The 23,614-nt window shown below is 60.7% G+C and carries 21 protein-coding genes; 13 read left to right on the top strand and 8 right to left on the bottom strand.

The features are described from left to right. Positions 1-41: 41 nt before the first annotated feature. From HT585_RS26865 to HT585_RS26835, 7 genes are all read left to right on the top strand, one after another. A complete protein-coding gene (locus tag HT585_RS26865; RefSeq protein ID WP_176355856.1) occupies positions 42-1,934 on the top strand; it encodes an ABC transporter ATP-binding protein in 1,893 nt (630 codons plus the stop codon). After that, positions 1,931-3,832: an ABC transporter substrate-binding protein gene (locus tag HT585_RS26860; protein WP_176355855.1), complete on the top strand. Its 1,902-nt coding sequence runs from the start codon at positions 1,931-1,933 to the stop codon at positions 3,830-3,832. Before HT585_RS26865 ends, HT585_RS26860 begins: the two co-directional genes overlap by 4 nt. Before the next feature lies 1 nt (position 3,833). Next, positions 3,834-4,832 carry an ABC transporter permease gene (locus HT585_RS26855; protein ID WP_176355854.1) on the top strand — a complete coding sequence of 333 codons (999 nt, stop codon included), beginning with the start codon at positions 3,834-3,836 and terminating at the stop codon, positions 4,830-4,832. Beyond that, complete coding sequence (locus tag HT585_RS26850; RefSeq protein WP_176355853.1) at positions 4,829-6,004, top strand: ABC transporter permease subunit; 1,176 nt, start codon at positions 4,829-4,831, stop codon at positions 6,002-6,004. Before HT585_RS26855 ends, HT585_RS26850 begins: the two co-directional genes overlap by 4 nt. A 75-nt stretch (positions 6,005-6,079) precedes the next feature. Then, complete coding sequence (locus HT585_RS26845; RefSeq protein ID WP_176355852.1) at positions 6,080-7,297, top strand: glycosyltransferase family protein; 1,218 nt, start codon at positions 6,080-6,082, stop codon at positions 7,295-7,297. Positions 7,298-7,301: 4 nt separating this feature from the next. Beyond that, positions 7,302-8,546 carry a glycosyltransferase family 4 protein gene (locus tag HT585_RS26840; protein ID WP_176355851.1) on the top strand — a complete coding sequence of 415 codons (1,245 nt, stop codon included), beginning with the start codon at positions 7,302-7,304 and terminating at the stop codon, positions 8,544-8,546. Then, positions 8,543-9,709 (top strand): glycosyltransferase family protein, encoded by a 1,167-nt coding sequence (locus HT585_RS26835; RefSeq protein WP_176355850.1) that lies wholly within the window; start codon positions 8,543-8,545, stop codon positions 9,707-9,709. Before HT585_RS26840 ends, HT585_RS26835 begins: the two co-directional genes overlap by 4 nt. Here the strand turns inward: HT585_RS26835 and HT585_RS26830 are convergent. Then, on the bottom strand, positions 9,687-10,361 hold the full coding sequence (locus HT585_RS26830; RefSeq protein ID WP_176355849.1) for a class I SAM-dependent methyltransferase: 675 nt from the start codon (positions 10,359-10,361) through the stop codon (positions 9,687-9,689). The genes HT585_RS26835 and HT585_RS26830 overlap by 23 nt on opposite strands. 316 nt (positions 10,362-10,677) lie before the next feature. Between HT585_RS26830 and HT585_RS26825 the strand changes: the two genes are divergently transcribed. The 5 genes from HT585_RS26825 to HT585_RS26805 all read left to right on the top strand — a co-directional run bounded on the left by HT585_RS26825 (position 10,678) and on the right by HT585_RS26805 (position 15,625). After that, on the top strand, positions 10,678-13,380 hold the full coding sequence (locus HT585_RS26825; RefSeq protein WP_176355848.1) for an ABC transporter ATP-binding protein: 2,703 nt from the start codon (positions 10,678-10,680) through the stop codon (positions 13,378-13,380). A 92-nt stretch (positions 13,381-13,472) separates the two neighbouring features. Continuing rightward, on the top strand, positions 13,473-13,937 hold the full coding sequence (locus HT585_RS26820) for a cyclic nucleotide-binding domain-containing protein (protein WP_077501973.1): 465 nt from the start codon (positions 13,473-13,475) through the stop codon (positions 13,935-13,937). Positions 13,938-14,036: 99 nt separating this feature from the next. Then, positions 14,037-14,798 (top strand): FkbM family methyltransferase, encoded by a 762-nt coding sequence (locus tag HT585_RS26815; RefSeq protein WP_176355847.1) that lies wholly within the window; start codon positions 14,037-14,039, stop codon positions 14,796-14,798. Between the two features lie 26 nt (positions 14,799-14,824). Then, on the top strand, positions 14,825-15,112 hold the full coding sequence (locus HT585_RS26810; RefSeq protein ID WP_176355846.1) for a hypothetical protein: 288 nt from the start codon (positions 14,825-14,827) through the stop codon (positions 15,110-15,112). A 93-nt stretch (positions 15,113-15,205) separates the two neighbouring features. Then, complete coding sequence (locus HT585_RS26805) at positions 15,206-15,625, top strand: CBS domain-containing protein (protein ID WP_176355845.1); 420 nt, start codon at positions 15,206-15,208, stop codon at positions 15,623-15,625. Positions 15,626-15,739: 114 nt separating this feature from the next. Here HT585_RS26805 and HT585_RS26800 read toward each other — a convergent pair whose 3' ends face one another. The 7 genes from HT585_RS26800 to HT585_RS26770 all read right to left on the bottom strand — a co-directional run bounded on the left by HT585_RS26800 (position 15,740) and on the right by HT585_RS26770 (position 22,860). Next, complete coding sequence (locus HT585_RS26800; RefSeq protein WP_176355844.1) at positions 15,740-16,444, bottom strand: OmpW/AlkL family protein; 705 nt, start codon at positions 16,442-16,444, stop codon at positions 15,740-15,742. Positions 16,445-16,635: 191 nt separating this feature from the next. Continuing rightward, positions 16,636-17,382 (bottom strand): ATP-binding cassette domain-containing protein, encoded by a 747-nt coding sequence (locus HT585_RS26795; RefSeq protein WP_176355913.1) that lies wholly within the window; start codon positions 17,380-17,382, stop codon positions 16,636-16,638. Beyond that, positions 17,376-18,188 carry an ATP-binding cassette domain-containing protein gene (locus tag HT585_RS26790; protein ID WP_176355843.1) on the bottom strand — a complete coding sequence of 271 codons (813 nt, stop codon included), beginning with the start codon at positions 18,186-18,188 and terminating at the stop codon, positions 17,376-17,378. Before HT585_RS26790 ends, HT585_RS26795 begins: the two co-directional genes overlap by 7 nt. After that, positions 18,185-19,036 carry an ABC transporter permease gene (locus HT585_RS26785; protein WP_176355842.1) on the bottom strand — a complete coding sequence of 284 codons (852 nt, stop codon included), beginning with the start codon at positions 19,034-19,036 and terminating at the stop codon, positions 18,185-18,187. Before HT585_RS26785 ends, HT585_RS26790 begins: the two co-directional genes overlap by 4 nt. Further along, a complete protein-coding gene (locus HT585_RS26780; protein WP_343214094.1) occupies positions 19,033-19,986 on the bottom strand; it encodes an ABC transporter permease in 954 nt (317 codons plus the stop codon). Before HT585_RS26780 ends, HT585_RS26785 begins: the two co-directional genes overlap by 4 nt. 441 nt (positions 19,987-20,427) lie before the next feature. After that, a complete protein-coding gene (locus HT585_RS26775; protein WP_425513792.1) occupies positions 20,428-21,951 on the bottom strand; it encodes an ABC transporter substrate-binding protein in 1,524 nt (507 codons plus the stop codon). A 228-nt stretch (positions 21,952-22,179) separates the two neighbouring features. Further along, positions 22,180-22,860 (bottom strand): YoaK family protein, encoded by a 681-nt coding sequence (locus tag HT585_RS26770; protein WP_176355840.1) that lies wholly within the window; start codon positions 22,858-22,860, stop codon positions 22,180-22,182. A 397-nt stretch (positions 22,861-23,257) separates the two neighbouring features. Here HT585_RS26770 and HT585_RS26765 point away from each other — a divergent pair, with 397 nt between their 5' ends. Continuing rightward, a complete protein-coding gene (locus tag HT585_RS26765) occupies positions 23,258-23,545 on the top strand; it encodes a hypothetical protein (RefSeq protein ID WP_210270572.1) in 288 nt (95 codons plus the stop codon). The last annotated feature ends 69 nt before the right edge of the window (positions 23,546-23,614 follow it).

The raw sequence follows: 23,614 nt of genomic DNA, 5'->3' as shown, positions 1-23,614 counted from the left end.
AGTGGCGACGGATACACGGGCAATGAGGGAAGCGTGCTGCGATGACATCAGGGGCGGACCTGCTTCGAGTTGAAGGTCTGCGGATCACATTCTCGGTGCTCGGCGGCAAGGTTGAAGCCGTCAAGGAAGCGAATTTCAGAATCTTGCCAGGAAAGGTGACCGCTCTCGTTGGCGAGTCCGGGTCCGGAAAGTCGGCCATCAGCCAGGCTGTCATGGGCATTCTTCCCAACGTTGCGCGGGTCGGCGGGCAGATCCTTTTCAACGATCCCGATGTCAAGGGTAAGCCGATCGATCTGCTCTCGCTGGAACGCGAAGGTGAGGAAATCCGTGCTTTGCGCGGCACGCGCATCAGCAAGATTTTCCAGGAGCCGATGACGTCGCTGTCACCGCTCCATACGATCGGCAACCAGATCTCCGAAGTTCTGAAGATTCATACGGATGCGGAGAAGTCCGAGAGGCGCGCACGAACGGAAGAGCTGCTCGGTTATGTTGGCTTTGCCAACCCGAAGCGCGCCTACGACATGTATCCCTTCGAGCTGTCCGGCGGCATGCGCCAGCGCGCGATGATCGCCATGGCGCTGATCTGCCGGCCGGCATTGTTGATCGCCGACGAGCCGACGACGGCGCTCGACGTAACGGTGCAGGCACAGATCCTGCAACTGCTTCGGGAATTGCAGGTCAAGCTCAACATGGCGATGCTGCTGATCACCCACGACCTTGGCGTGGTCGCCAACATGGCTGACGAAGTCGTGGTGATCTACCACGGCCAGATCGTCGAGGCGGGCCCGGTCGATGCGATCTTCCGCAATCCGCAGCACCCCTATCTCAAGGGCCTGATGGCCGCCGTTCCACATTTCGACATGAAGCCGGGCGAGCGGCTGAAGGCGCTTCGCGAAGTGCCGGTCAAAGCAGGGACTTTGCTGGGAGCCAAGGATTCCGACAAGGCGGCTGGCCCCGACGTCCTTCTGTCGGTACGCAACCTTTCCAAGACCTACGGCACGCGCAAAACCTCCTGGTTCGGCAAGAAGGATCCGTCCCGGCATCGCGCGGTTGACGATGTCAGCTTCGATATCCGTCGTGGCGAATGTCTGGGCCTGGTGGGTGAAAGCGGCTGCGGAAAGACGACGATCAGCAAGATCCTGATGCGGGCCATCACGCCGGATGGCGGCAGTGTCAACTTCGACGACGGCGAGGGGCCGATTGACGTCCTCAAGGCCGAAGGTGACGAGCTGAAAACGCTGCGTTCGAAAATCCAGATGGTCTTTCAGGATCCGGTGTCGTCGCTGTCTCCGCGCATGACCGTCAAGAACATCCTGAGCGAACCGCTCGAGATCCATGGACGCGGAACGGCAAAGTCGCGCGAAGAGACGGTCCGTTTGCTGCTACAGGCCGTTGGCCTCGACCAGCGGTTCGTCAACCGTTATCCGCACAGTTTTTCCGGTGGCCAGCGCCAGCGCATCGGTATCGCCAGGGCGCTTGCCCTGGTGCCGCAACTGTTGATCTGCGACGAACCGGTGTCGGCGCTCGACGTTTCGGTCCAGGCGCAAATCCTCAATCTGCTCAAGGATCTGCAGAAGGAACTCGGGCTGACATGCCTGTTCATCTCGCACAACCTCGCGGTGGTCGACTACATGGCCGATCGGATCGCGGTGATGTGTGCAGGGCGCATCGTGGAATTGGCGCCGCGCGAAGTTCTGATGCGCAAGCCAGTGCATCCCTATACGAAGTCGCTGCTCGCTGCCGTTCCGTATCCGGATCTCGATCGTCCGCTGGATTTCGATCTGCTCAAGGCAGTTGAGGGATCGGACATGCGACGGTGGGGGCCGCAATTCAGTGACGACGGCGAGGAAGGTGCGCTTTTTCCTGCTGATCTCGGCGGCGATCACTACGTGCTGGCGCGCAAGTCAGTGGATGCTAGGGAGTTACGGCCATGATCACTCGCCGAACCGCGCTCGCCCTGCTCGCTACCGCGGCGTTTCCCAAATATCTCCTTGCGGCGGCAAGCGAGCCGAAGTTTTTCGAGGCGCTTGTCGCCGAGGGAAAGCTGCCGCCCGTCAATGAGCGGGTGCCGAAGACCCCGCGCGTCATCAATGTTGCCGGCATGGGCCGCCAGCCGGGCAAGCATGGCGGCACCGTACAAAGCCTGATCGGCAGCGCGAAGGACATACGGTTGATGACCGTCTATGGCTATTCGCGCCTCGTCGGCTACGACGAAAAACTCGAGATGCACGCAGACGTGCTGGAAAGCTACGAGACGGTCGAGGATCGGATCTTCACGTTCCATTTGCGCGAGGGACACAAGTGGTCAGACGGCAGCCCGTTGACGACGGAAGACTTCCGCTATTGTTGGGAAGATGTGCTGCTCAATGAGAAGCTCAGCCCGGCGGGCCTGTCGACGGCGCTGGTGATGGACGGCGAAGCCGGGAAATTCGAGGTCATAGACGCGCGAACCGTGCGCTATTCCTGGTCTACACCCAACCCGGATTTCCTGCAGAAGCTCGCGGCGCCGCAGCCTTTGGTGTTGGCAATGCCAGCCGCCTACCTCAAGCAGTTTCACGAAAAGTACCAGGACGAGGACAAGCTCAAGGCGATCATGAAGGAACAAAGGGTCAAGAAATGGAGCCAGCTGCATATGCGCATGGCCCGTTCCTATCGCCCGGAAAATCCCGATCTGCCGACGCTTGACCCCTGGCGCAACACGACGTCGATGCCGGCCGAACAGTTCGTATTCGAGCGTAATCCCTATTATCACCGGGTCGACGAGAACGGTCTGCAACTGCCCTACATCGATAAGTTCGTCCTCAATGTCAGCTCGCCGGCGCTGATCCCCGCGAAAGCGGGCACCGGCGAAAGCGACCTGCAAGCGACGAATATCGACTTCATCGACTACACCTTTCTGAAGGACGCCGAGAAGCGCTATCCCGTAACGGTCAAGTTGTGGAAGAAGACGCAAGGCTCACGGCTTGCGCTGCTTCCCAACCTCAACTGCTCCGATCCGGTCTGGCGTCCGCTGCTGCAGGATGTGCGCGTACGGCGAGCGTTGTCGCTGGCCATCGACCGTTCCGAGATCAACAAGGCCGTCTTCTACGGGCTGACCAAGGAAAGCGCCGACACGGTTCTGCCCGAGAGCCCGCTGTTCCGGCCGGAATTTGCCTCCGCCTGGATCGCCCACGATCCGGTACAGGCCAACGCGCTGTTGGATGAAGCCGGTCTGACGAACCGCGGCAGCGATGGTATTCGTATTCTCTCGGATGGCCGCGCCGCGCAGATCGTCGTCGAGACCGCTGGCGAAAGCACGCTCGAGACCGATGTCTTGCAACTGATCACCGACTACTGGCAGAAAGTCGGCATTTCCCTGTTCATCCGCACGTCGCAGCGTGACACGTTCCGAAGCCGCGCCGTAGGCGGCGAGATCATCATGTCCATGTGGTTCGGGCTCGACAATGGCGTGCCGACGGCGGACATGAACCCCGGACAGCTGGCGCCGACCGCCGACGATCAGCTGCAATGGCCGGTCTGGGGGCTCAACTATCTCTCGCATGGGGAGATGGGGCAGGCGCCCGATCTGCCGGCCGTCGTCGAGCTGACAGAGCTGCTCGAGCGCTGGCGGCGCTCGGCCGAGGATGCGGAGCGGGCGGAAATCTGGGGACGGATGTTGTCGATCTATACCGATCAGGTCTTCTCGATCGGCATCGTGAACGCCTCCTTGCAGCCGATCCTCGTTGCCAACAAGATCAGGAACGTCCCGGAATCAGCGCTCTACGGCTTCGACCCCATGAGCTATTTCGGCGTTTACAAACCCGATACGTTCTGGATCGAGCAGGAAGGCTGACATGCTGCGATACATCCTCTGGCGCATCGCGGCGATGGTTCCGACCTTGCTCATCATTTCAGCGCTTGTCTTCACCATCATCGAGTTGCCGCCCGGCGACTACTTCGAAAGTTATGTCGCCGAGATCAGGGCGCAGGGCGAAGGCGTCAACATGGAGCAGATCGAGGCGCTCCGGAAGGAATATGGCTTCGATCAGCCGCCGCTGCTCAGATATGTCCACTGGCTCGGTGGCATGCTGCAGGGCGATTTCGGCTATTCGTTCGAATACGAACTGCCGGTCAGCGATGTCGTCGGCGACAGGTTGTGGCTGACGATCCTCGTCTCCTTCCTGACGATCATCTTCACATGGCTGATCGCCTTCCCGATCGGCATTTATTCGGCCACGCATCAATATAGCTGGGGCGATTACGGCCTCTCTCTGATGGGCTTGATTGGTATTGCCATACCCAACTTCATGTTGGCGCTGATCATGATGTATTTCGCCAATATCTGGTTCGGCATTTCGATCGGCCACCTCATGGATCAGAAATACATGGCCGAGCCCATGAGTTGGGCGAAGGCGAAATCGATCCTCGAACACATCTGGATACCGGTCATAATCGTCGGTGCAGCAGGGACCGCCGGCATGATCCGGCGTTTGCGTGCCAATTTGCTCGATGAATTGCAGAAGCAATATGTCGTGACCGCACGCGCAAAAGGGCTTTCGCCGATGCGTACGCTCATCAAGTATCCGCTACGCATGGCGCTGAACTTTTTCATCTCGGATATCGGTTCCATCCTGCCTGCAATCATTTCCGGTGCGGAAATCACGGCGATCGTGCTTTCGCTCGAAACCACCGGCCCGATGTTGATCAAGGCGCTGCAGAGCCAAGATATGTACCTTGCGGGATCCTTCCTGATGTTCCTCGCTTTTCTGACTGTCATCGGCGTGCTGATTTCCGATCTCGCGCTCGCCATTCTTGATCCTCGGATACGGCTGCAAGGCAGGAGCACCAAGTGACGTCATTCCTTCCGGCGCCCGGCGAACCGTTGCCGCACTACGTATCGACTGCACCATTCGATCCCTATTCCGTCGAAGCGATGACGGAAGAGCAGGTGCGGGTTAACCAGGCGTCGCAACTGCGGCTCATGTGGTGGAAATTCCGCCGGCACAAGCTGGCGCTGATCTCCGGCATCTTCCTGGTCGCCCTCTACCTGATGATCCTCATCTGCGAGTTCCTGGCGCCCTACAATCTGCACACGCGCAATGTGGACTTCATCTATGCGCCTCCGCAGTCGGTGCGCCTGTTCCATGAGGGCAAGTTCATCGGCCCGTTCGTCTACGGGCGGACGATGGAACTCGACATGGAGACGCTGAGGCGCGCCTACACCGACAATCCGCAGCAAGTCGAGCCGATCCGCTTCTTCTGCCGCGGTGACGGCTACAAGTTCTGGGGGCTGTTTGAAAGCAACCTGCACCTTGTGTGCCCCGCAAAGGATGGGCAGCTCTTCCTGCTCGGTACCGACAGGCTTGGCCGTGATGTGCTGTCGCGCATCATCTATGGCGCCCGCATTTCGCTGACGATCGGTCTTCTCGGCATTACCGTCAGCTTCGTTCTTGGGATCGTTATCGGTGGTCTCGCTGGCTATCACGGCGGCATTTTCGACCTGATCGTCCAACGCGTCATCGAAGTGCTGCAGTCGATCCCGAGCATTCCGCTGTGGCTGTCGCTGGCCGCAATCATGCCAGCGACCTGGAGCCCGATCCTGATTTATCTGGGCATCACGATCATCCTTGGGCTTCTCGACTGGACAGGGCTTGCCCGAGCGGTGCGTTCGAAACTGCTGGCGTTGCGCGAGGAGGACTATGTCCTTGCCGCGCAATTGATGGGCGCCAAGAGCGGCCGCATCATCGGCCGGCACCTGGTGCCAGGCTTCATGTCTCACTTGATCGCCACCGCGACAATCTCCATCCCCGGCATGATCCTTGGCGAAACGGCGCTAAGCTTCCTTGGATTGGGGTTGCGTCCCCCGATCACCAGCTGGGGTATCCTGCTGACCGAGGCGAAAAGCGTGAGCGTCATTGCCTTCTACCCCTGGCTGCTATTCCCAACGATCCCGGTCATTTTTGTGATTTTGGCGTTCAACTTCTTGGGAGATGGCTTGCGCGATGCCGCCGATCCCTACAAATGAGGTTCGTTTCGACGCCGGCCGCAAGCCGGCGTCGCGTGTTTTGGTACGTTTTTTCCTGAGCGAAAGGTTTCTGGCATGACGCGGCGCTTAGACGATGCCCGAATTCTCATGTACAGCCACGACACTTTCGGGCTCGGCCACCTGCGCCGATGCCGTACGATTGCGCATTCGCTGGTGGAAGACTATCGGGGTTTGAACATCCTGATCATTTCGGGCGCAACGATTGCCGGCGCCTTCGACTATCGCGCTCGCGTCGATTTCGTGAAGATACCGAGCGTCATCAAGCTGCATAACGGCGATTACACGTCCCTCGATCGCCATATCGAGCTCGACGAGACTTTGAAGATGCGCCAGTCGATCATCCGGCACACGGCAGAAACCTTCAAGCCGGACATCTTCATCGTCGACAAGGAACCGATGGGGTTGCGGGGCGAGGTCGAGGAGACGCTCACCTACCTCAAGGCGCATGGCACCACGCTCGTGCTGGGCTTGCGCGAGGTCATGGATGCGCCGCATCTGCTCGAGGCGGAATGGAAGCGCCGCGACACCATGCGCAAGATCGAGCAGTATTACGACACGATCTGGGTCTACGGCCCGCCGGACTTTTACGATCCGCTCACGGAACTCGAAGTGCCGCCTGCGGTGCGCGAGCGCATGAATTTTGTCGGCTTCCTGCAGAGGAGCGTGCCGCGAGAGGAACTGCCCGGCCACAAGCCGGAAGGTGACTATATTCTCGTGACGACCGGCGGCGGCGGCGATGGTGCCGATCTGATCCACGATTTCATTCATGCCTACCAGCAGGATCCGGGGCTGACCCATAAGGCGCTGGTGGTCCTCGGGCCCTATATGCCGGTGAAGAAACGTGAAAAGCTGATCAGGAAGGGAAGCAAGATCCCCCATATCAAGATCATCGAGTTCGACAACCGCATGGAAGAGCTGATCGCTGGAGCCAAGGGCGTCGTGGCGATGGGCGGATACAACACCTATTGCGAAATCCTGTCGTTCGACAAGCCGGCGCTGATCGTGCCCCGGATCCAGCCGCGTGAAGAGCAACTGATCCGCGCGCGCCGCGCCTCGGAGTTGGGTCTTATCGACATGTTGCTGCCCGAGGAGGCCGAAGACCCCTTGCGTTTCGCCGCTGCGTTGAAGGCTCTGCCGCAACGTGCGCCGCCGTCTAAAAGCTGTGCCAACGGGCTGCGGCTCGAGGGGCTCGTTCATATCTCGGAAATTGTCGGTGGATGGCTCGGCGAGCAGTCGAGCGAACATCTGAGCATCGTCAAGAAATCGAGCTGAAGCATTGCCAACAGACCGCAAGATTGCCGTCGTTCTGAAAGGATACCCGCGCCTTTCGGAAACCTTCATTGCACAGGAATTGCTCGGGCTTGAGAAGGCCGGGCATGATCTCGTCCTGATCGCGCTCCGACGTCCCACCGATGGCAAGCGCCATCCGGTGCATGACGAGATCCGTGCCGATGTCCACTATCTGCCGGAGTATCTGCACGAGGAGCCGTTGCGGGTCCTCAAGGCGCTGGTGCGTTCGCTGCCAAAAGCGGGTTTCTGGCAGGCACTTGGGCCATTCTCTAAGGACCTTGCACGGGACCCGACCCGCAATCGTTTCCGCCGTTTCGGGCAGGCGCTTGTGCTTGCGTCGGAGTGGCCGGGCGATCCAGGCTGGCTGCATGCGCACTTCATTCATACGCCCGCTTCGGTCACAGCATATGCGAGCATGATCGCCGGTACGCCATGGACCTGTTCGGCGCATGCCAAGGATATCTGGACATCGCCCGACTGGGAGCTTTCCGAAAAGCTCGCGCGCGCGCGCTGGACGGTGACGTGCACGCGCACCGGATATGAGCACCTGCAGAGCCTGACATCGCAGAAGGCAAGGGTGCACCTGAGCTATCATGGTCTCGACCTTCAGCGCTTCCCGCATTTCGAAGGCGCACATTCGATCCGCGATGGCTCCGACAGGGCAGAACCGGTCCGCATCGTCAGCGTCGGCAGGGCGGTGGGCAAGAAGGGGTACGATGTCCTGCTGAGGGCGCTCGCCCTGTTGCCGCCCGAGCTGCACTGGCGCTTCGAGCACATCGGCGCCGGAGAACTGACGGGGAAGCTCAAGATCTTGGGTGACGAGCTCGGCATTTCCGACAGAATTGCCTGGAAGGGTGCGCTCGATCAGACGGACGTACTCGCGCACTATCGAACCAGTGATATCTTTGCGCTCGCCTGCCGTGTGACGGCCGACGGTGATCGCGATGGCCTGCCGAATGTGCTCGTCGAAGCGTCGAGCCAGCGACTTGCTTGCGTGTCTACGGCAATATCCGGCGTGCCCGAACTCCTGATTGACGGCGAAAACGGCCGGGTCGTTCCTTCGGAAGATCCGCAGGCGCTGTCGCTCGCGCTGGAAGAGTTGATCCGCAACCCTGCACGCCGCGCCCAGTTGGGGGCTGCTGCCGAACAGCGGGTGAGGACGCAGTTTGACCATCACTCCAGCATCGACCAGCTTACGAAGCTGTTTGCAAACGAGTGGAAATTGGCATGACACGGCAGCTGCGGGTCTTCTTCTATGTCCAGCATCTGCTGGGGATCGGCCATCTGGCACGGGCAAGTCGCATTGCCAGTGCGCTGGCTGTCGACGGTTTCGACGTCACGGTCGTCACTGGCGGTACACCGGTTCCCGGCTTTCCAGCGTCCGATTTGAAGCACGTAGCGTTGCCGCCGGTCGTTGCCGGCGACAAGGGGTTTTCTGGCCTCGCCGACGAAACCGGACAGCCGGTGGATGATGAATTCAAGGAACGTCGGCGGGATATGCTGCTGGATTCATTCCGCACCTGCGACCCGGATGTTGTGATTTTCGAGGCGTTTCCGTTCGGGCGCCGCCAGATGCGGTTTGAATTGATGCCGTTGCTCGACCTGATCGAGGCGTCAAACCCGCGCCCGCTGGTGGCAACATCGCTGCGCGATATCCTGCAGGAGCGGAACAAGCCGGGCCGCGCCGAGGAAATGCTGGAGCTGGTGCAGGCGCATTTCGACCTTGTGCTCGTCCACGGCGATCCCGCCTTTGCCCGGCTTGAAGAGACGTTTCCCTACGCGCGGGAGATCGCCGACAAGGTCGCCTATACCGGCCTCGTCGCGGGCAGCGCGCCTGCGCTGCCGCGGGAGCGGTTCGACGTGCTGGTTTCGGCCGGCGGCGGCGCGGTTGGTAAAGAGCTGATCGGCGCCGGCCTTGAGGCCGCGAAACTTCTGCCGCAGGAGCTTAAATGGTGCCTGGTGACAGGCCCCAATCTGCCGCAGGCCGACTATGACGCTTTCGAATCCGCTGCTCCCGGGAATGTGAATCTGTTCCGGTTTCGCCAGGATTTTGCCAGCCTGCTTTCCGGCGCGCGGCTTTCCGTTTCACAGGCCGGTTACAATACGGTCTGCGACATCATTCGAGCGGGTTGTGCATCTCTGTTGATCCCGTTCACGGCCGGCGGCGAAACGGAACAATCGACGCGGGCAGCGCGACTGGAAAAGCTCGGGCTCGCCGGCGTCCTGCCCGAAAACGACATAACGCCCGCTCGCCTGGCGCGCGATGTTGAAACACAGCTTGCTCGCGCGAAGCCGGCAATGCCGCCGCTTGACCTCGAAGGCGCCGCCCAGACGGCGGCGATCCTGCGTGAGTGGCTTTTGAAGGCGCCTGTCAGACCGTCCCGATCAGCATGAACCGTGTGTATTTCTTCGTCGGCAAGGCGCCGGCAAAATCGATTGTCGAAAGTTTCGCCTGGTCGGCGAATGCTTCTACGGACGCAACACAGTTGATGTGTGTCGGTTCGCTGAAATAATCGTTGGACTGCAGGAGGACACGTGTGCCGGCCGGTATCAATTCAAGCCAGCTGCGAAGATCGGCGATGTGTTCGCAGCTCGTGTTGATGATCAGGTCGGCGCCGAGGCGAGGGTAGTCGATCGCGTACATATCGGCGGTGACCGCACGAAAACGGTCGGCATGGGTCGCGTTGAGCGTACGCGCCACAGTCTCTACGGAGGGGTCGATGTCATAGCTTTCAGCCACGGCAATCTCGAATCGGCGGTCCTCCAGCAACATGGCCGGAAGGATTCCATACCAACCGCCCAGAACCACGATCCGCTCATAGGATTTCCCCGCGGCTTGCAGCAGCGTGTCGCGCGCCCAGATCTTGCAGGCAACCTGCTTATGGTTGAAGGCGTTGGCGATATCGGCGTCGGGATGTTTGGCGATCACCTTGGCTATGCCGTCGACCAGCGGACTTCTGGTGTAAGCGGCAATTCCGCGCGTCAGGTCGAAAGCGTTTTCGTACCAGTCGCTCGCAGGAGTAGGGTGGTGGCTGGCGTGTTTCATGCTGCCGTTGTAAGCTGGCAGGCAATCGAGTGCAATAAGCGCGCTCTTCTCCCTTGGTACCAGTTCCACCTCTTGCCATGGAAATCGATCGCGGGTCTCAAAGGCGAAGGCAGGTCCATTGCGGATTTCTCTTGCACCTGCATAATCTAATAAACCGGATTCGAAGCCGGATCGGATTTTGCCGAAACGCGTTCGCGGCCGAAGGCCTGTATCGGTTCAGTCGAAATGCGCGGTAAGCAAGCATATCGTGGCCGGGTATGGTGGCAGCCCTCGCCGCACACATCGTAGTGTTCAATAAGGTCCCGTTGCCAGAAACATGGAATCACGCCTCTCCCGCTACATTTGGACCCATACGCGCAAGGACCAGCTTTGGATTCTGGTGGTCGTCGCGTTTTCCATGATCCCGTATTTCCTGTCCTTCGATCTGCCCAAGCAGATCGTCAACGGACCTATACAAGGCGACGGCTTTGACAGTCCGGAAGCGACGCAGGCGTTCCTGGCGATCTCTTTTGACCTGCCCTATCTCGGGACGATCAATCTGTTCGACGGCTTCCAGCTCGGCCGCGAAGGTATGCTTCTGGCGCTGAGTCTCGTCTTCCTGCTGCTTGTGGTGGTGAACGGCCTTTTCAAGTTTTACATCAACACCTTCAAGGGGCGGCTCGGCGAGCGCCTCTTGCGGCGCATCCGCTTCGAACTCGTCGATCGGGTGCTGCGGTTTCCACCAACGCATTTCAAAAGGGTGAAGCCGGCCGAGATCTCGACGATGATCAAGGATGAAGTGGAGCCCCTCGGCGGTTTCACAGGCGATGCCTTCGTGTCGCCGGCGCTGCTCGGCGGCCAGGCATTGACGGCCTTGATCTTCATTCTGCTGCAGAGCTTCTGGCTCGGTCTCATCGCCACGGTCATCGTCGCCGTGCAGGCGATCATTATCCCACGCATGCGAAAGCGGTTGCTTGTCCTTGGGCGAGAGCGCCAGCTGACCGCGCGAGAATTGTCCGGCCGGGTGAGCGAGATCGTCGATGGCATTGGCACCATCCGGGGTTACGACACCTCCAATTTCGAGCGCGCCGACATCGCATCGCGGCTCGCCCGGATCTTCAAGATCCGTTACGACCTTTATCAGTGGAAGTTCCTGGTCAAGTTCATCAACAACTTCCTCGCCCAGGTGACGCCGTTCCTGTTCTATTCGATCGGTGGCTATTTCGCGCTTCAGGGCCGGCTTGACATAGGCCAACTCGTTGCCGTCATCGGCGCCTACAAGGATCTGCCTGGGCCTCTGAAGGAATTGATCGACTGGGATCAGGCGCGCCAGGACGTGCAGGTCAAATATGCGCAGGTCGTCGAGCAATTCAGCGTCGATCCGCTGCTCGATCCCAAGGTTCACGCGATCGCAGCGACAAGTGCCGAGCCCTTGAGTGGCGCGCTCGCAGCGGTCAACCTGACGGTGACTGATGATGGCGGCGCAACGCTTCTCGATCACGTTTCGCTGCAGGTGCAGCCAGGCGAGGCGGTCGCACTCAAACCCGGCGGCGAAGTGCTGGCCGAAGCTTTCGCCCGACTGATCTGGCCGGCGAGCGGTCGAATTCTCATCGGCAGCCAGGATATTCTGGAGATGCCGGAATCGGTGACGGGCAGGCGTATCTCCTACGCTTCCTCGGATGTCTACGTGTTTCAGGGCAGCCTTGGCGACAACCTGCTCTACGGCTTGAAGCACGCGCCTTTGACGGAAGTGCGTTACGAAGGTGAAGGTGCGGTCCATCGCAAGTGGGAGCTGGTCGAAGCCAAACTCGCCGGGAACCCGCACTTCGACGTCAACAGCGATTGGATCGACTATCGGGCCGCTGGCGCAACCGGGCCTGAGGATCTGTTGGTCAAGATCAGGCCGGTGCTCGATGCCGTTCTTCTCACCAACGACGTGATGGCGCTCGCGGTTCGCTCGACCATCGATCCGAACCGCAATGCGGCTTTTGCCGCCGGTATCGTCGAGATGCGCGGTGCGCTCCGGCAGCGCCTCGAAAAGGAGAAGCTCAGCGATCTCGTGGTGTTCTTCGAGCCCGGCTCGTACAACATCGAAGCGACCATCGGCGAAAACCTGCTCTTCGGCACGATCACCGACCAGGTGATGTGGGACGGTGCGCTCGAGGGGCATCCGTTTTTCAAGACAGTGCTGCAGCGGGTCGGCCTGCGTGACGTCTTCTACGAAATGGGCCTGGAGATTGCCGAGAACGTTGTCGAACTGTTCCGCGACCTGCCGCCGGATCACCCGTTCTTCCAGCAGCTGACCTTCATGACAGCGGAAGAAATCCCCGTGTATGAGGCGTTGCTGCAAAAGGTTCGCGGCCGAGCGCGCGCCGATGTTGCCGAGGACGATCAGGTCAAGATCATTCGTCTGTGTTTCGGCTACATCGAACCTCGCCACCGTTTCGGTCTCCTGACCGACGAGCTCATGGCAAAGATCGTCGCAGCACGACGTGAGTTCGACGAAGGGCTGCCGGCGGACCTTGCAGGCATGATCGAACACTATCGTCCAAACCGCTACATCGCTTCCGGCAGCATCATCGACAACGTGCTTTTCGGGCGCATTGGCCACAAGCACGCCGACGGATCCGAGAAGATCCGGGCAATCGTGCGCGATCTTTTCGAGGCTGTCGGCCTCTACAACGATGTGCTCGCCTTCGGCTTCGATTTCAATGTCGGTGCTGGGGGGAAGCGGTTGACCGCAGGCCAGCGGCAGAAGCTGGATCTGGCCCGCGCGCTCATCCGAATCTGCGATTTCTACATCTTCAACCAGCCCCTGCTGGCACTCGACCAACGCGTACAGGAGCAGGTGATCCGCAACGTCTTTGCGCTTCTGCGCCAGGATGGTCGCAACCCGGCAATCGTCTGGGTCGTTGCCAATCCGGCGGTGATGGAACTGTTCGACCGCGTCGCAGTTTTCGAGAATGGCCGCCTGCTTCGCGACGACCATACGGAAGTGGGGGCTAACGAAGGACCCGACTATAAGGAAATGGCATCTTGATGTAATATTAATGTCAGGGCACGAGCATAAGGTCCCGCAGCGAAGCGGGACACGGGTTGCCTTCGACCGGATACTGGGAGAAACGGATTGTGATGTTGCTCAAGGATGAAGTGGAAATGCTGCGCCGGATAACCCTGTTTTCGGGATTGCCGCCTGCAAAATTGAAGCTTCTTGCCTTTACCTCCGATCGGGTCATGTATAGCGCCGGGGAGGCCCTTTTCTACCAGGGTGATATCGGTGACGCCGCCTATGTCATCCTCTCCGGCAAGGCCGACGTGCTGGTGACGACCGCAGGCGGGCCACTGAAGCTGGCGGAGGTCGAGCAAAATTCCATCGTCGGCGAAATCGCCATTCTCTGTAATACCCCGCGTACGGCAACCGTGCGCACCACGACCCCGCTCGAGGCCCTGCGCATCCGCAAGGACGACTTCCTGAAGCTGCTGGCCGACTTCCCCGAAATGGCGGTGGAGATCATGCGCGTGCTGGCTGACCGCTTGAGCCAGACGACCGCTGAACTGACGGAAGCGCGCAGCCGCAACGAGCGCATGGAAGCGTGAAACCGGACCGACGGCACCTGTCTTTGACATGCCCTGGCCGCATGGAAGATCTTCGCAAAAACGATTCCGCTTCGCCGGGATATGGGCTAGAGAAGCGCCATGCGTGCGATCACCTATTTCTGTAAGACCGTCCATTTCCCCGACAAGCCTGAGAAGAAGCGTTTCTTTACGCGCCTTCAAAGCGGCGAGTGGGAGCCTTGCACGTTCCAGAACATCGAACGCCTCGTCGACGCCAACACGACCTTTGTCGATATCGGCGGCTGGATCGGCGTGACGCCCTATTGGGCGGCTCAGATTGCCGACAATGTCATTACTGTTGAGCCCGACCCCGTCTGCTTCGGCATACTGAAGGAAATGGAGCCGCAGAATGAGGGCGATGTCACGTTGATCAATGCCGCACTGTCCGAGGACGAGGTGCTGGTGCTGAACTCGGTTGGCGGCGGCTTTGGCAGTTCGGAAACCTCGGCTTTGATCGCGGACGAGACGGGGCAGGCAATCAAGGCGAAAACGATCACGATCGCCGAATTGCAATCGATGGCCCGAACCGACAAGCTGTGTTTCAAGATCGATATAGAGGGCTATGAGTACAGGTCCCTGGCTCAGTTCGGCGATATCGATCGGGCGCGGACGGCGGGCGTCCTGCTCGCCGTGCACCCGCAAATTCTGTTCGCCTCGCTGAGTGGCCCCGTCATCGTCAGGGCGTTTCGCACCATCCTGGCGACCTTGGGCCTGGTCCGCAGCTTCAATGGCTTCCGCCTCGACAATCCCCAGGCGATATGGACTGCCCTCAAGAAGTCCGCCGCCCGGCGTGAATTCCGCGGGTTCGATCTGCTCTTCGTCGCCAAAGACGGCGGCCGGTAACCTCACACTTCCGAGAACGAAAACGTGTGGCTTTTCGAGCGCACGGCAGCCGCCGTGAGCTCGAAGTCGTCACGGTGAACACCTGCCATGATTGGGTCGGCGGCTACGATCCGGGCAGTGCACCGCTGGTGCCGATCCGGCGAGGGGAGATCGATCTCTCGATCGCGAGGGCGGCGACGACGTTGCGCGTTTCTCCGGTCGGCCTGGACGGAACGCTTCACCTGCCGGTCGCCGATGGCGTCGGGCCGGTTGCGTTTCGCCTGAGCAACGACGCCCCCGTCCGGTCCGACGACTTCTTTCCTTCTGGATTTTGAGCAACTGATATCGCTGACCACGCCGGCTGCGCGGATCAACGATTGGCCACGATCTTCGTCTATCGTCAGCTCTCCAAACCGTAGGAGGATGCGATGAGAACTTGGGAAGCCATGCACCCCGGCGCGCGCTGGATAGCCCCTGAAACGGATTTGCGCACCGTGGCAAGGATCATGCGTGATGAGGATATCGGCGCCCTGCCGGTTGGCGAAAACGATCGCCTCATCGGCATGGTGACGGACAGGGACATTGCGGTTCGGGCCTGGGCGAATGGGCACGACGCTGCATCGCTGACCGCGCGCGACGTCATGACGAAGGACATCGTCTATTGCCGCACCAGCGAGAGTATCGAAGAGGCTGTCCGTCTTATGGAGGCAAAGAAAGTACGGCGCCTGCCGGTCATCGATGACGAAAAGCGCATGGTCGGCATGTTGTCGCTTGGCGATATCTCGCATGCGACCAGCCGTGAATTGACAACCGGATTGGTTAAGGCCGTAACCGCACACCACGCATGACAGGCGACTGACGACTTGGATGCGCCTTCGCCGCTGAACAGTGACGAAGGCGCACAGTCGTTCGGGTGGCGTCGTCGATCCTACGGCGCGATCGCTTCGCGCTGGCGACGAACGTCAGAAGCGGTAGGTGATGCCTGTGCCGATCAGCCACGGGTCGAGCTTCACCTTGCCTGTCACCGTGCCGGCCCCCGGCAGGGTCGCGTTGACCTCAGGCTCGAGGAACAGTTTCTTGACGTCGAAGTTGATCCCCCAGTGATCGTCGAGTTTGATGTCGACGCCGGCCTGCAAGGCAACGCCGAAGGTGTTCTTGAGGTTGAAGCTGGAGAAGTCGCCCTTCGCCTTTTCGTTGTAGAAGATGGTGTAGTTCACGCCGGCGCCGACATAGGGCTTGATCGTGTCGGTCAGATTGACGTGGTACTGCAGCGTCAGCGTCGGTGGCAGCAGCCACGCCTTGCCGATCTCGCCGAGGCCGGCGATCGAGCCGCTGCCCCTGGCCGTGTGCGGGGTCGTGCCAAGGATCAGTTCCGCCGCAATATTGTCGGTGAAGAAGTAGGTGATATCGAGCTCGGGTACGACCGAATTGCTGACGCCGACCTTTTCGCCGTTAAGCGACGTGCCGTTCAGCTGCAACGACGCCTTGTCTTCGGGCAGAACGGCGAGCGCGCGAGCGCGGATCATCCATGGGCTCTGCTCGCTTATGGCCGGCAATTCAGGGGCAGGTTCGCTCGGTGCAGTCAGGTCCGCGGCGCGCGCCGTAGTGACCGAGGCCGCCAGCAGAAGAAATGCGACGGCAGTTGGCAGGATGGAGCGAGTAGACATGATTCCGGACCCCCAGAAGAGTTTCAAATTTGCCATTTAGGGCAGGCGGCTGCAGGGAATCTGCGGCCAGCGGCACTATGGACAACTCCGTCCGGGGAGAGGTTGTTCTAGATCAAGGTCTTCAGTTTGTTGACGATATGGCGGCCGCCGGCAGATTCGTGGCCGGGTGGAAGGCTATCCAATCGAAGGGCTCAAGCGGGCATGCGCGGGATGCTGGAAAGCAACCGCCGCGTATAGGGATGCTGCGGCGCCGCCAGGATATCGCGCGTCTTGCCGCTCTCGACCACCTGTCCCTTTTCGAGGATCACCATCTCCTCGCAAAGCGCTGCGACGACGCCGAGGTCGTGCGACACGAACACTAGCGTCAGCGTTGCCGATAGGGTCTTGAACAGATCGACGATCCGGATGCGGGTCGACAGATCGAGTGCGCTGACGGCTTCGTCGGCAAGAATGATCTGTGGGCGCGCGACGATGGCGCGTGCAATCGCGATGCGCTGGCGCTGGCCGCCGGAAAATTCGTGTGGATAGCGCTGCATGGCGTCGAGCGGCAGGCCAACGGCCTCCAGCGCCTGCGCCACCGCATCCTTGTGCGGTCCGGCGATGCGCAGCGATTGCAGCGGCTCGGCGATGATGTCGAGTACCTTCTGGCGCGGATCGAGCGACGAATAGGGATCCTGGAAGACCGGTTGCACCGCACGCCGGTAGCGGCGCATGAACGCGCCATCTGCCGGATCGAGCGGATCGTCACCGAAGCAAATGGTGCCGCTGGTGGGCCATTCGAGGCCGAGCAGCAATCGCAGCAGCGTCGTCTTGCCGGAACCGGACTCGCCGACCAGGCCGACGCTGGCGCCGGAACGCACGCTGAACGACACATCGGTCAAAACCTTGCGGTGGCGGGAGTAGCCGAAATTCACATTCCGCAGGTCGAGCATCACGATCCCGTTCGTCCAAGGGCTTCGTCGAACACACGGGCGGCGTCGACGAGCGTCTGCGTATAGTCATGCGACGGATTGCCGAACACGTCGGCAACGGCGCCCTCTTCAAGCGCGATCCCGTCGCGCAAGACCATCACCCGCTCTACGACTTGGGCCACGACAGGCAAGTCATGACTGATGAAGAGCAGCGCCATCCCCGTTTCACGAACCAGCCCATCCAGCAGCCTGAGGATCTCCGCCTGCGTGGTCACGTCGAGCGCCGTTGTCGGTTCGTCGGCGATCAGAAGTTTTGGACGGCAGGCGAGCGCCATGGCAATCGCCACGCGTTGGCGTTGACCGCCCGACACCTCGTGCGGGTAGGCGTTGGCAATGCGCTCCGGCTGCGGTAGCGCGACTTTGTCGAGCAGATCCAGCACTTCGCGGTCGACCGCCAGCCGCATCGCACGTCCCTGCTCGCGTGCGAGCCGTCGGCGGACGGGTTCGGCTATCTGCTTGCCTATCTTCATCAGGGGGTCAAGCGCCGTCAGCGGCTCCTGGAAGACGACGGCGGTTGCCACCCCGCGCAGCCGGTTCAGGTGCCTGTCATCCGCGCCGACCACCTCCTGGCAATCAAGTATGATCGAGCCTGACACGGAGATGTTCCCCGGTAAAAGGCCGGTAACGGCCATCGCGGTCATCGACTTGCCAGAGCCGGATTCGCCGATCAAGCCCATGCGTTCGCCGGCGCCGATGGAGAACGACAGGTCCGACACCAGCGTCTTGCCGCCGGTGCTCACGGTCAGGCCCTGAACGGAAAGCAAGGCGCTCATCTGGATCTCCCGCGTGTCGGGTCGCCTACATCCCTTAGGCCATCGGCAAGCAGGTTCATGCCGATGACAAGCGCGACCAGGGCAATGCCCGGCGCGATTGCGCCGACGGGGGCGGTGTAGACCGTGCCTTGCGCCTCCTGCAGCAGCCTGCCCCAGGATGCGTTGGGCGGCGGTGCGCCAAGGCCGAGATAGGAAAGCGACGCTTCCGCGATCACTGCCAAGCCGAATTGCAGAGCGAAGTTGACCGAGAGCGTCGGCCAGATGTTGGGCAGCACATGTCGAACGACCACGCCCGGCCACGACGTGCCGGAGGTCCGGGATGCGATGATATAGTCCTGACGCAGCACGCGTTTTGCAAGGATGCGGGTCAGACGGGCGACGATCGCGGAGATGGCCAGGCCAAGCGCCAGGATCGCCGACCACAGGCTGGCACTGTCGCTGGCGGCGACGACCAACATCGCGAGCAGCAGCGTTGGGAAAGCGATCAGGATATCAAGCGTGGCTGCCATCACATCGTCGAGTAGGCGCGTCGCGAAGGCGGCAAGAATTCCAAGCGTCACGCCGATGGAGGCGCCGATTGCAACCGCACCGGTTCCGACGATCAACGCCGTGCGGGCTCCGATCATGATTTGCGTCAGGTAATCGCGCCCGAGCCGGTCCGTGCCGACCCAATGCAGCAATGACGGCGCTTCGAGACGGCCACCGGAGGCATTCAGCGGGTCGTAGGGGGTCCAGAACAGGGTGAGGATCGCGACCGCGACATTGAGGCCGACAAGGGCAAGACCGATGGAAAGCGCCAGTGAATGTTTGCGGGCGGGGCGATCCGCCGAAAGATCCAACGCGGTCATGTAGCAGCCCCCGTAGCCCGTTCGCGCAGGCGCGGATCGATGACGCGCTGGAGCAGGTCGGCGGCAAAACCGATCAGCAGCACCAGCAGGGTCGAGATGAACAAAACGCCCTGGACGTTGGGGTAATCGCGCTGCTCGATCGCCAGGAGCAGCATCGAGCCGAGGCCGGGAAGGGCGAACACGCGCTCGACCACGACGGCGCCGAGCAGGGTCGTTGCAAGTTCGATGCCGAGGATCGAGACGATCGGCACGGCGCCGTTGCGAATGCCATGCCGGATCAGTGCTTGCGAGAAGCTGGCCCCGAGCGCGCGGGCGGTTCGCAGATAGTCGCTGCCCAGAACGTCCTGCGTCGCGGATCGAATGTAGCGGATGAGGGAGGCTGCCATGACGAGGCCTATCGTTAAAACCGGCAGCGCGAGCGCGTAGAGAACCTGGCCTTCGTTCTGCCAGCCGCGCCGTGGGTAGCCGCCGGAGGGAAAGAGTCGGAGATTGACCGCAAAGACGGTCACCAGCAGGATTCCGACCCAGAAGACCGGTATGGCTATGCCAAGCTGGGACACGGTCGAAATGGCTGCGCCGTACCAGCGGTTTACCTTGACGGCCGACAGGATGCCAAGCGGAACGGCGATGGCGACCGCGAGTGCGAAGCCCAGCAGCGCCAGCGGCACCGTCACGGTCAGGCGCGTGGCGATCTCCTCGACAACGGGCTTGCCGCTGACGAAGGACGTGCCGAGATCGAAGCGGGCGAGGCTGGCGACAAAGCGCAGAAACTGCTCCCAGAGCGGCAGGTTGGAACCGACCTGTTCGCGCGCCGCCTCGATCTGTTGCTGATCTGCACCGACGGAGAGCAGGGCGTTCGCAGGGTCGCCCGGCAGCAGACGCAGCAACACAAACAGCACCACCGCAGCAATCAGCAGCGACAGGATCAAGATGGCGAATCGGCGCAGGATATAGGCGAGAATGGTAGGATTCCTTTCGTCCGACAGGCGTGACGCCCGAGGCCGGCAGTGCTGGCTTTTGCACAAAAACAACCGTGACGCTACTGCATTGTCCCCAAAATGAGCATCGATATCCGCGGAAATGATCCGGCGGGTTTCAAACGCTGCACTGCACTTCGGGCATCCGAGCCGGCGCGGGGAGCAGTCGCAAATGTGGGCGAAAATGAGCTGACCTTGCGTTGCCGTTGCCGACGCAACAAAGCTGACTGACGTGCAACGCAAAGGAGCCCCAAATCGCTTGGGGCTCCTTCATCAGCGTGTCGTTGCAACGGATAGCTTAGAGCGCTTCCGTCTTAGGCGGGTCCGCTGAAGCGCTCTGCCTCTTTGTTTCTACGCATTTCCTGACGGAATAACGCTTCGCGTTTTTCCTGGAAATGCTCTGGGAAACGAGGATCAGTTACCGCTCTTCTTGATGTTGTAGGCGAAGAACTGCGAGTTAAGGCCGTTGACGGGATAGCCGGTAACGGCCGAGCTTGAGACCACGATCTGCGGATAGAGGTAGAGCCAGTTGCTGGCTGCGTCCTCGGCGATGATGCGATTTGCCTCCGTCAGCTTTGCCGTCTGCTCGTCGGTGTTGGCGGCGGCTTCCGACTGCTTGATCAGGTCGACAACCTCAGGGTTGTTGTAGCCCCAGTAGAAGTCGGGGTTGCCGTAGAACACGATGTCGCGGTGGTTGACGTGTTCCTGCAGCGTCGCCTGGAAGTCGTGCGCCTTGTAGACCTTGGTGTACCACTCGTTGGCGGTGATGACGTTGATCTCGACCTTGATGCCGACCTTCGCCAGTTCGCTCTGCAGGAACTGGGCAACGATGGGATGCGGATCGTAGTTCGGCGTGTCGAGCTTGAACGAGAAGCCATCGGCAAAGCCGGCTTCCTTCAAAAGCGCCTTGGCGCTTTCGACGTCATAGGCATCGACGGCGGTCAGGTCGACGTACCAAGGATCGGTCGGCGGCACGAAGGAGCCGATCAGCGTGCCGTACTCGCCCCAGATCGACTGCAGCAGCTTCTTGTCGTCGATCGCGCGGGCAATGGCCTTGCGAACCTTGACGTTGTTGAAGGGCTCGATCCTGTCGTTGAATGCCAGCAACTCCTTGGTGGTCGACTGGCCGGCGGTTACGGTGAAATCAGGATTGTCCTTGAACTGGGCGATTGAATCCGGGCTCTGGACGCTGGTGATGACATCGACTGCACCGGTCAACAGCGCATTGTTGAGCGCAGTCGCATCGGTGAAGTACTGGAAGACGACTTCGCCGTTGGTCGGCGCGGTGCCCCAGTACTTGTCGTTGCGCGTCAGCGCCAGCGAGGAGCCGCGGCGCCATTCGTCCAGGCGGTAAGGGCCTGTGCCGTCTTCGCTGGCGTTCAGATCCTTGGCTGCGTCGTTGACGATCCAAACGTAGCTGAGGTTATAGGGCAGCGAAATGGAACGGGCGGAGAGCTTGATCACGACAGTCTGGTCGTCGGGGGTCTGGATCTCGCTGATCGTCGCCAGGCTCTTCTTGCGCGAACTCTTAGAATCCGGCGCGACAACACGCTCGATGCTGTGCTTCACGTCCTTGGCCGTCAGCGGGTCGCCGGAGTGGAAGCTTACGTTCGGCCGGAGCTTGAAGGTGTAGGTCAGGCCGTCTTCGCTAACCGTTTGTTCGGCAACGAGACCGGGCGCGACATCGCCCGCGTCGGTCAGTGTGAACAGCGCTTCATAGACATTGCCGTTGAAGGCTTCGTTGATGCCCTGGCCGGCGCCGGCAGTGTTGTCCAGGTTCTGCGGCTCATAGAGCGAACCGACGACGATGGAGGCATCCGGGTTGAAACCTGCGTCCTGCGCGAGCGCTGCCGTGCTCGTCGACACAACCATGACCAAGGCTGCGGAGGCAAGAATCGAACGCCCGCGTTTCCGGCCATTCCCTGAAAGTCCGCCCAAATCGATCGTGTTGCCTGTCATTTCCCTAACTCCTGCATAAATGCTCATGACGCGATGTCGCGCTTGCCTTCCGAATGTACACATCGGGCGGTTGCGGTCCATCATACAAATTCCCTAGTAATTTAGTGGGAATTTTGGTTCGTTTTGTCGCGCAAAGTTGAAATTTGCACCTGCGGCTGGCGCCGGCAAGCGAAGGGCGTTCCTCCCGTGGAGGATGCACCGACGGGATTATCTTTGTGCGTAACGCTTCGACCAGCGCGCCGGAATCGTCAGGACCAGAATGCACAGCAGCCCGGCCAGGAGAGCGGGTGCCCAGAGCGACAGTTGCCCGAATCGATTTTCCAGTATGGCGCCGACGATGGCCCCGCCAAGCATGCCAAGCCAGGGGACGATCTGGATCGTCCATTGTATGTTGCCCGTCCCCATGATCCATCGGCCCAGACCGCGGCCAAAACGGGAGAGGGCGCCGGTCACGTAGGTCAAGCCGATTGGCAGTCCCTCGATGTGCTCGACGGAGGCGTTCACGACGCCCATGGCAAGGACGATGAGATAGAAGCGCAGTTCGTTCGCCAAGTGGTCGCCGCCTGCGGCGGCTAGGGTGAGGATGACGGTGACGCAGCATAGAACGCCGCTCGCACGAAACCGGCTTGCGACGATCGTTCCCAAGGCATTGCCGACGACGAAGACCGCGAGCGAGCCGAGAAGGATGAGCGATCGCAGGATATTGCCGTCGGAGACGGCTGTCGCGGCGCGCGTGGTGTTGCCGCTCATGAAGGAGACAAAGTCGCCCACCGTCAGTAGGCCGATCGCATCGGTCATCCCGGCCAGAAAGGAAATGAGCGCGACCACGAGAAGCGCTGTGCCGGTTCGCTGGCGCTTGATGATCCGACGCCGTCGCTGAAAGGTCATGGTGGTTTCCTGTAGCTTTTTCCTAGACCTATTCTGCGTCGTCGGGGAAGGGAAGACGGGAGGCGGCTCGCGCGGATATCCGTGGCCGGTATCGAGCGGGTATCGGTCGATGCGAATGTTGACGACATCTCGTGAGAACTATGGGACAAAATCCAGGCGTTGGTTAAGTAACAACAAGTCAGGCATTCGAATTCGAAGGAGGCACTCGGCGCGGTCGGTTCAACCACCGGGCCCCTTGCGGATCCATCGCTTTGCAGACCCATCACAGCCATACAGACACCATAGGCTTTCGTCTGAACAATTGAGGAATGATATGAGGCATCCAGCTCTGACAGCCGTCTCCGCCGTTTTGGCCTTTGGCCTTTACGGATGTGAATCTTCGAGCACGTCCGCACCCGTGCCTGCGCAAACGCAGTTGCCGACGGCGACGGCGCTTGTCGGGAGCGGCGCGCCGATTGCTGCCGGCAACATGCCGGCCTTTTGTCGCGGGGAGGTGGCCGGCCAATACGCGACAAAACCGGCCTATGTGAAAACCGGCACGCCGATGAAGCAGGCGGACGGCAGCACGGTGATCGACGGTACGGTCGACAAAGGGAGCGAAGGCGTCAAGACGTTCCGATGCCGGTTCGATAGCAACGGCGCCTTCGTCGACGTTATGGCGACGACATCCGACGGAGCTCTTTGAAGAACCGCGTCGATCGAGCGCGCATATCCATCTGCCGTCAGTGGCAGGCATCCCGCGGTAATCCCACGA

Source organism: Ensifer oleiphilus (genome assembly GCF_013371465.1).
Classification (GTDB): domain Bacteria; phylum Pseudomonadota; class Alphaproteobacteria; order Rhizobiales; family Rhizobiaceae; genus Ensifer; species Ensifer oleiphilus.
This window is presented reverse-complemented; position numbering and strand designations above follow the sequence as displayed.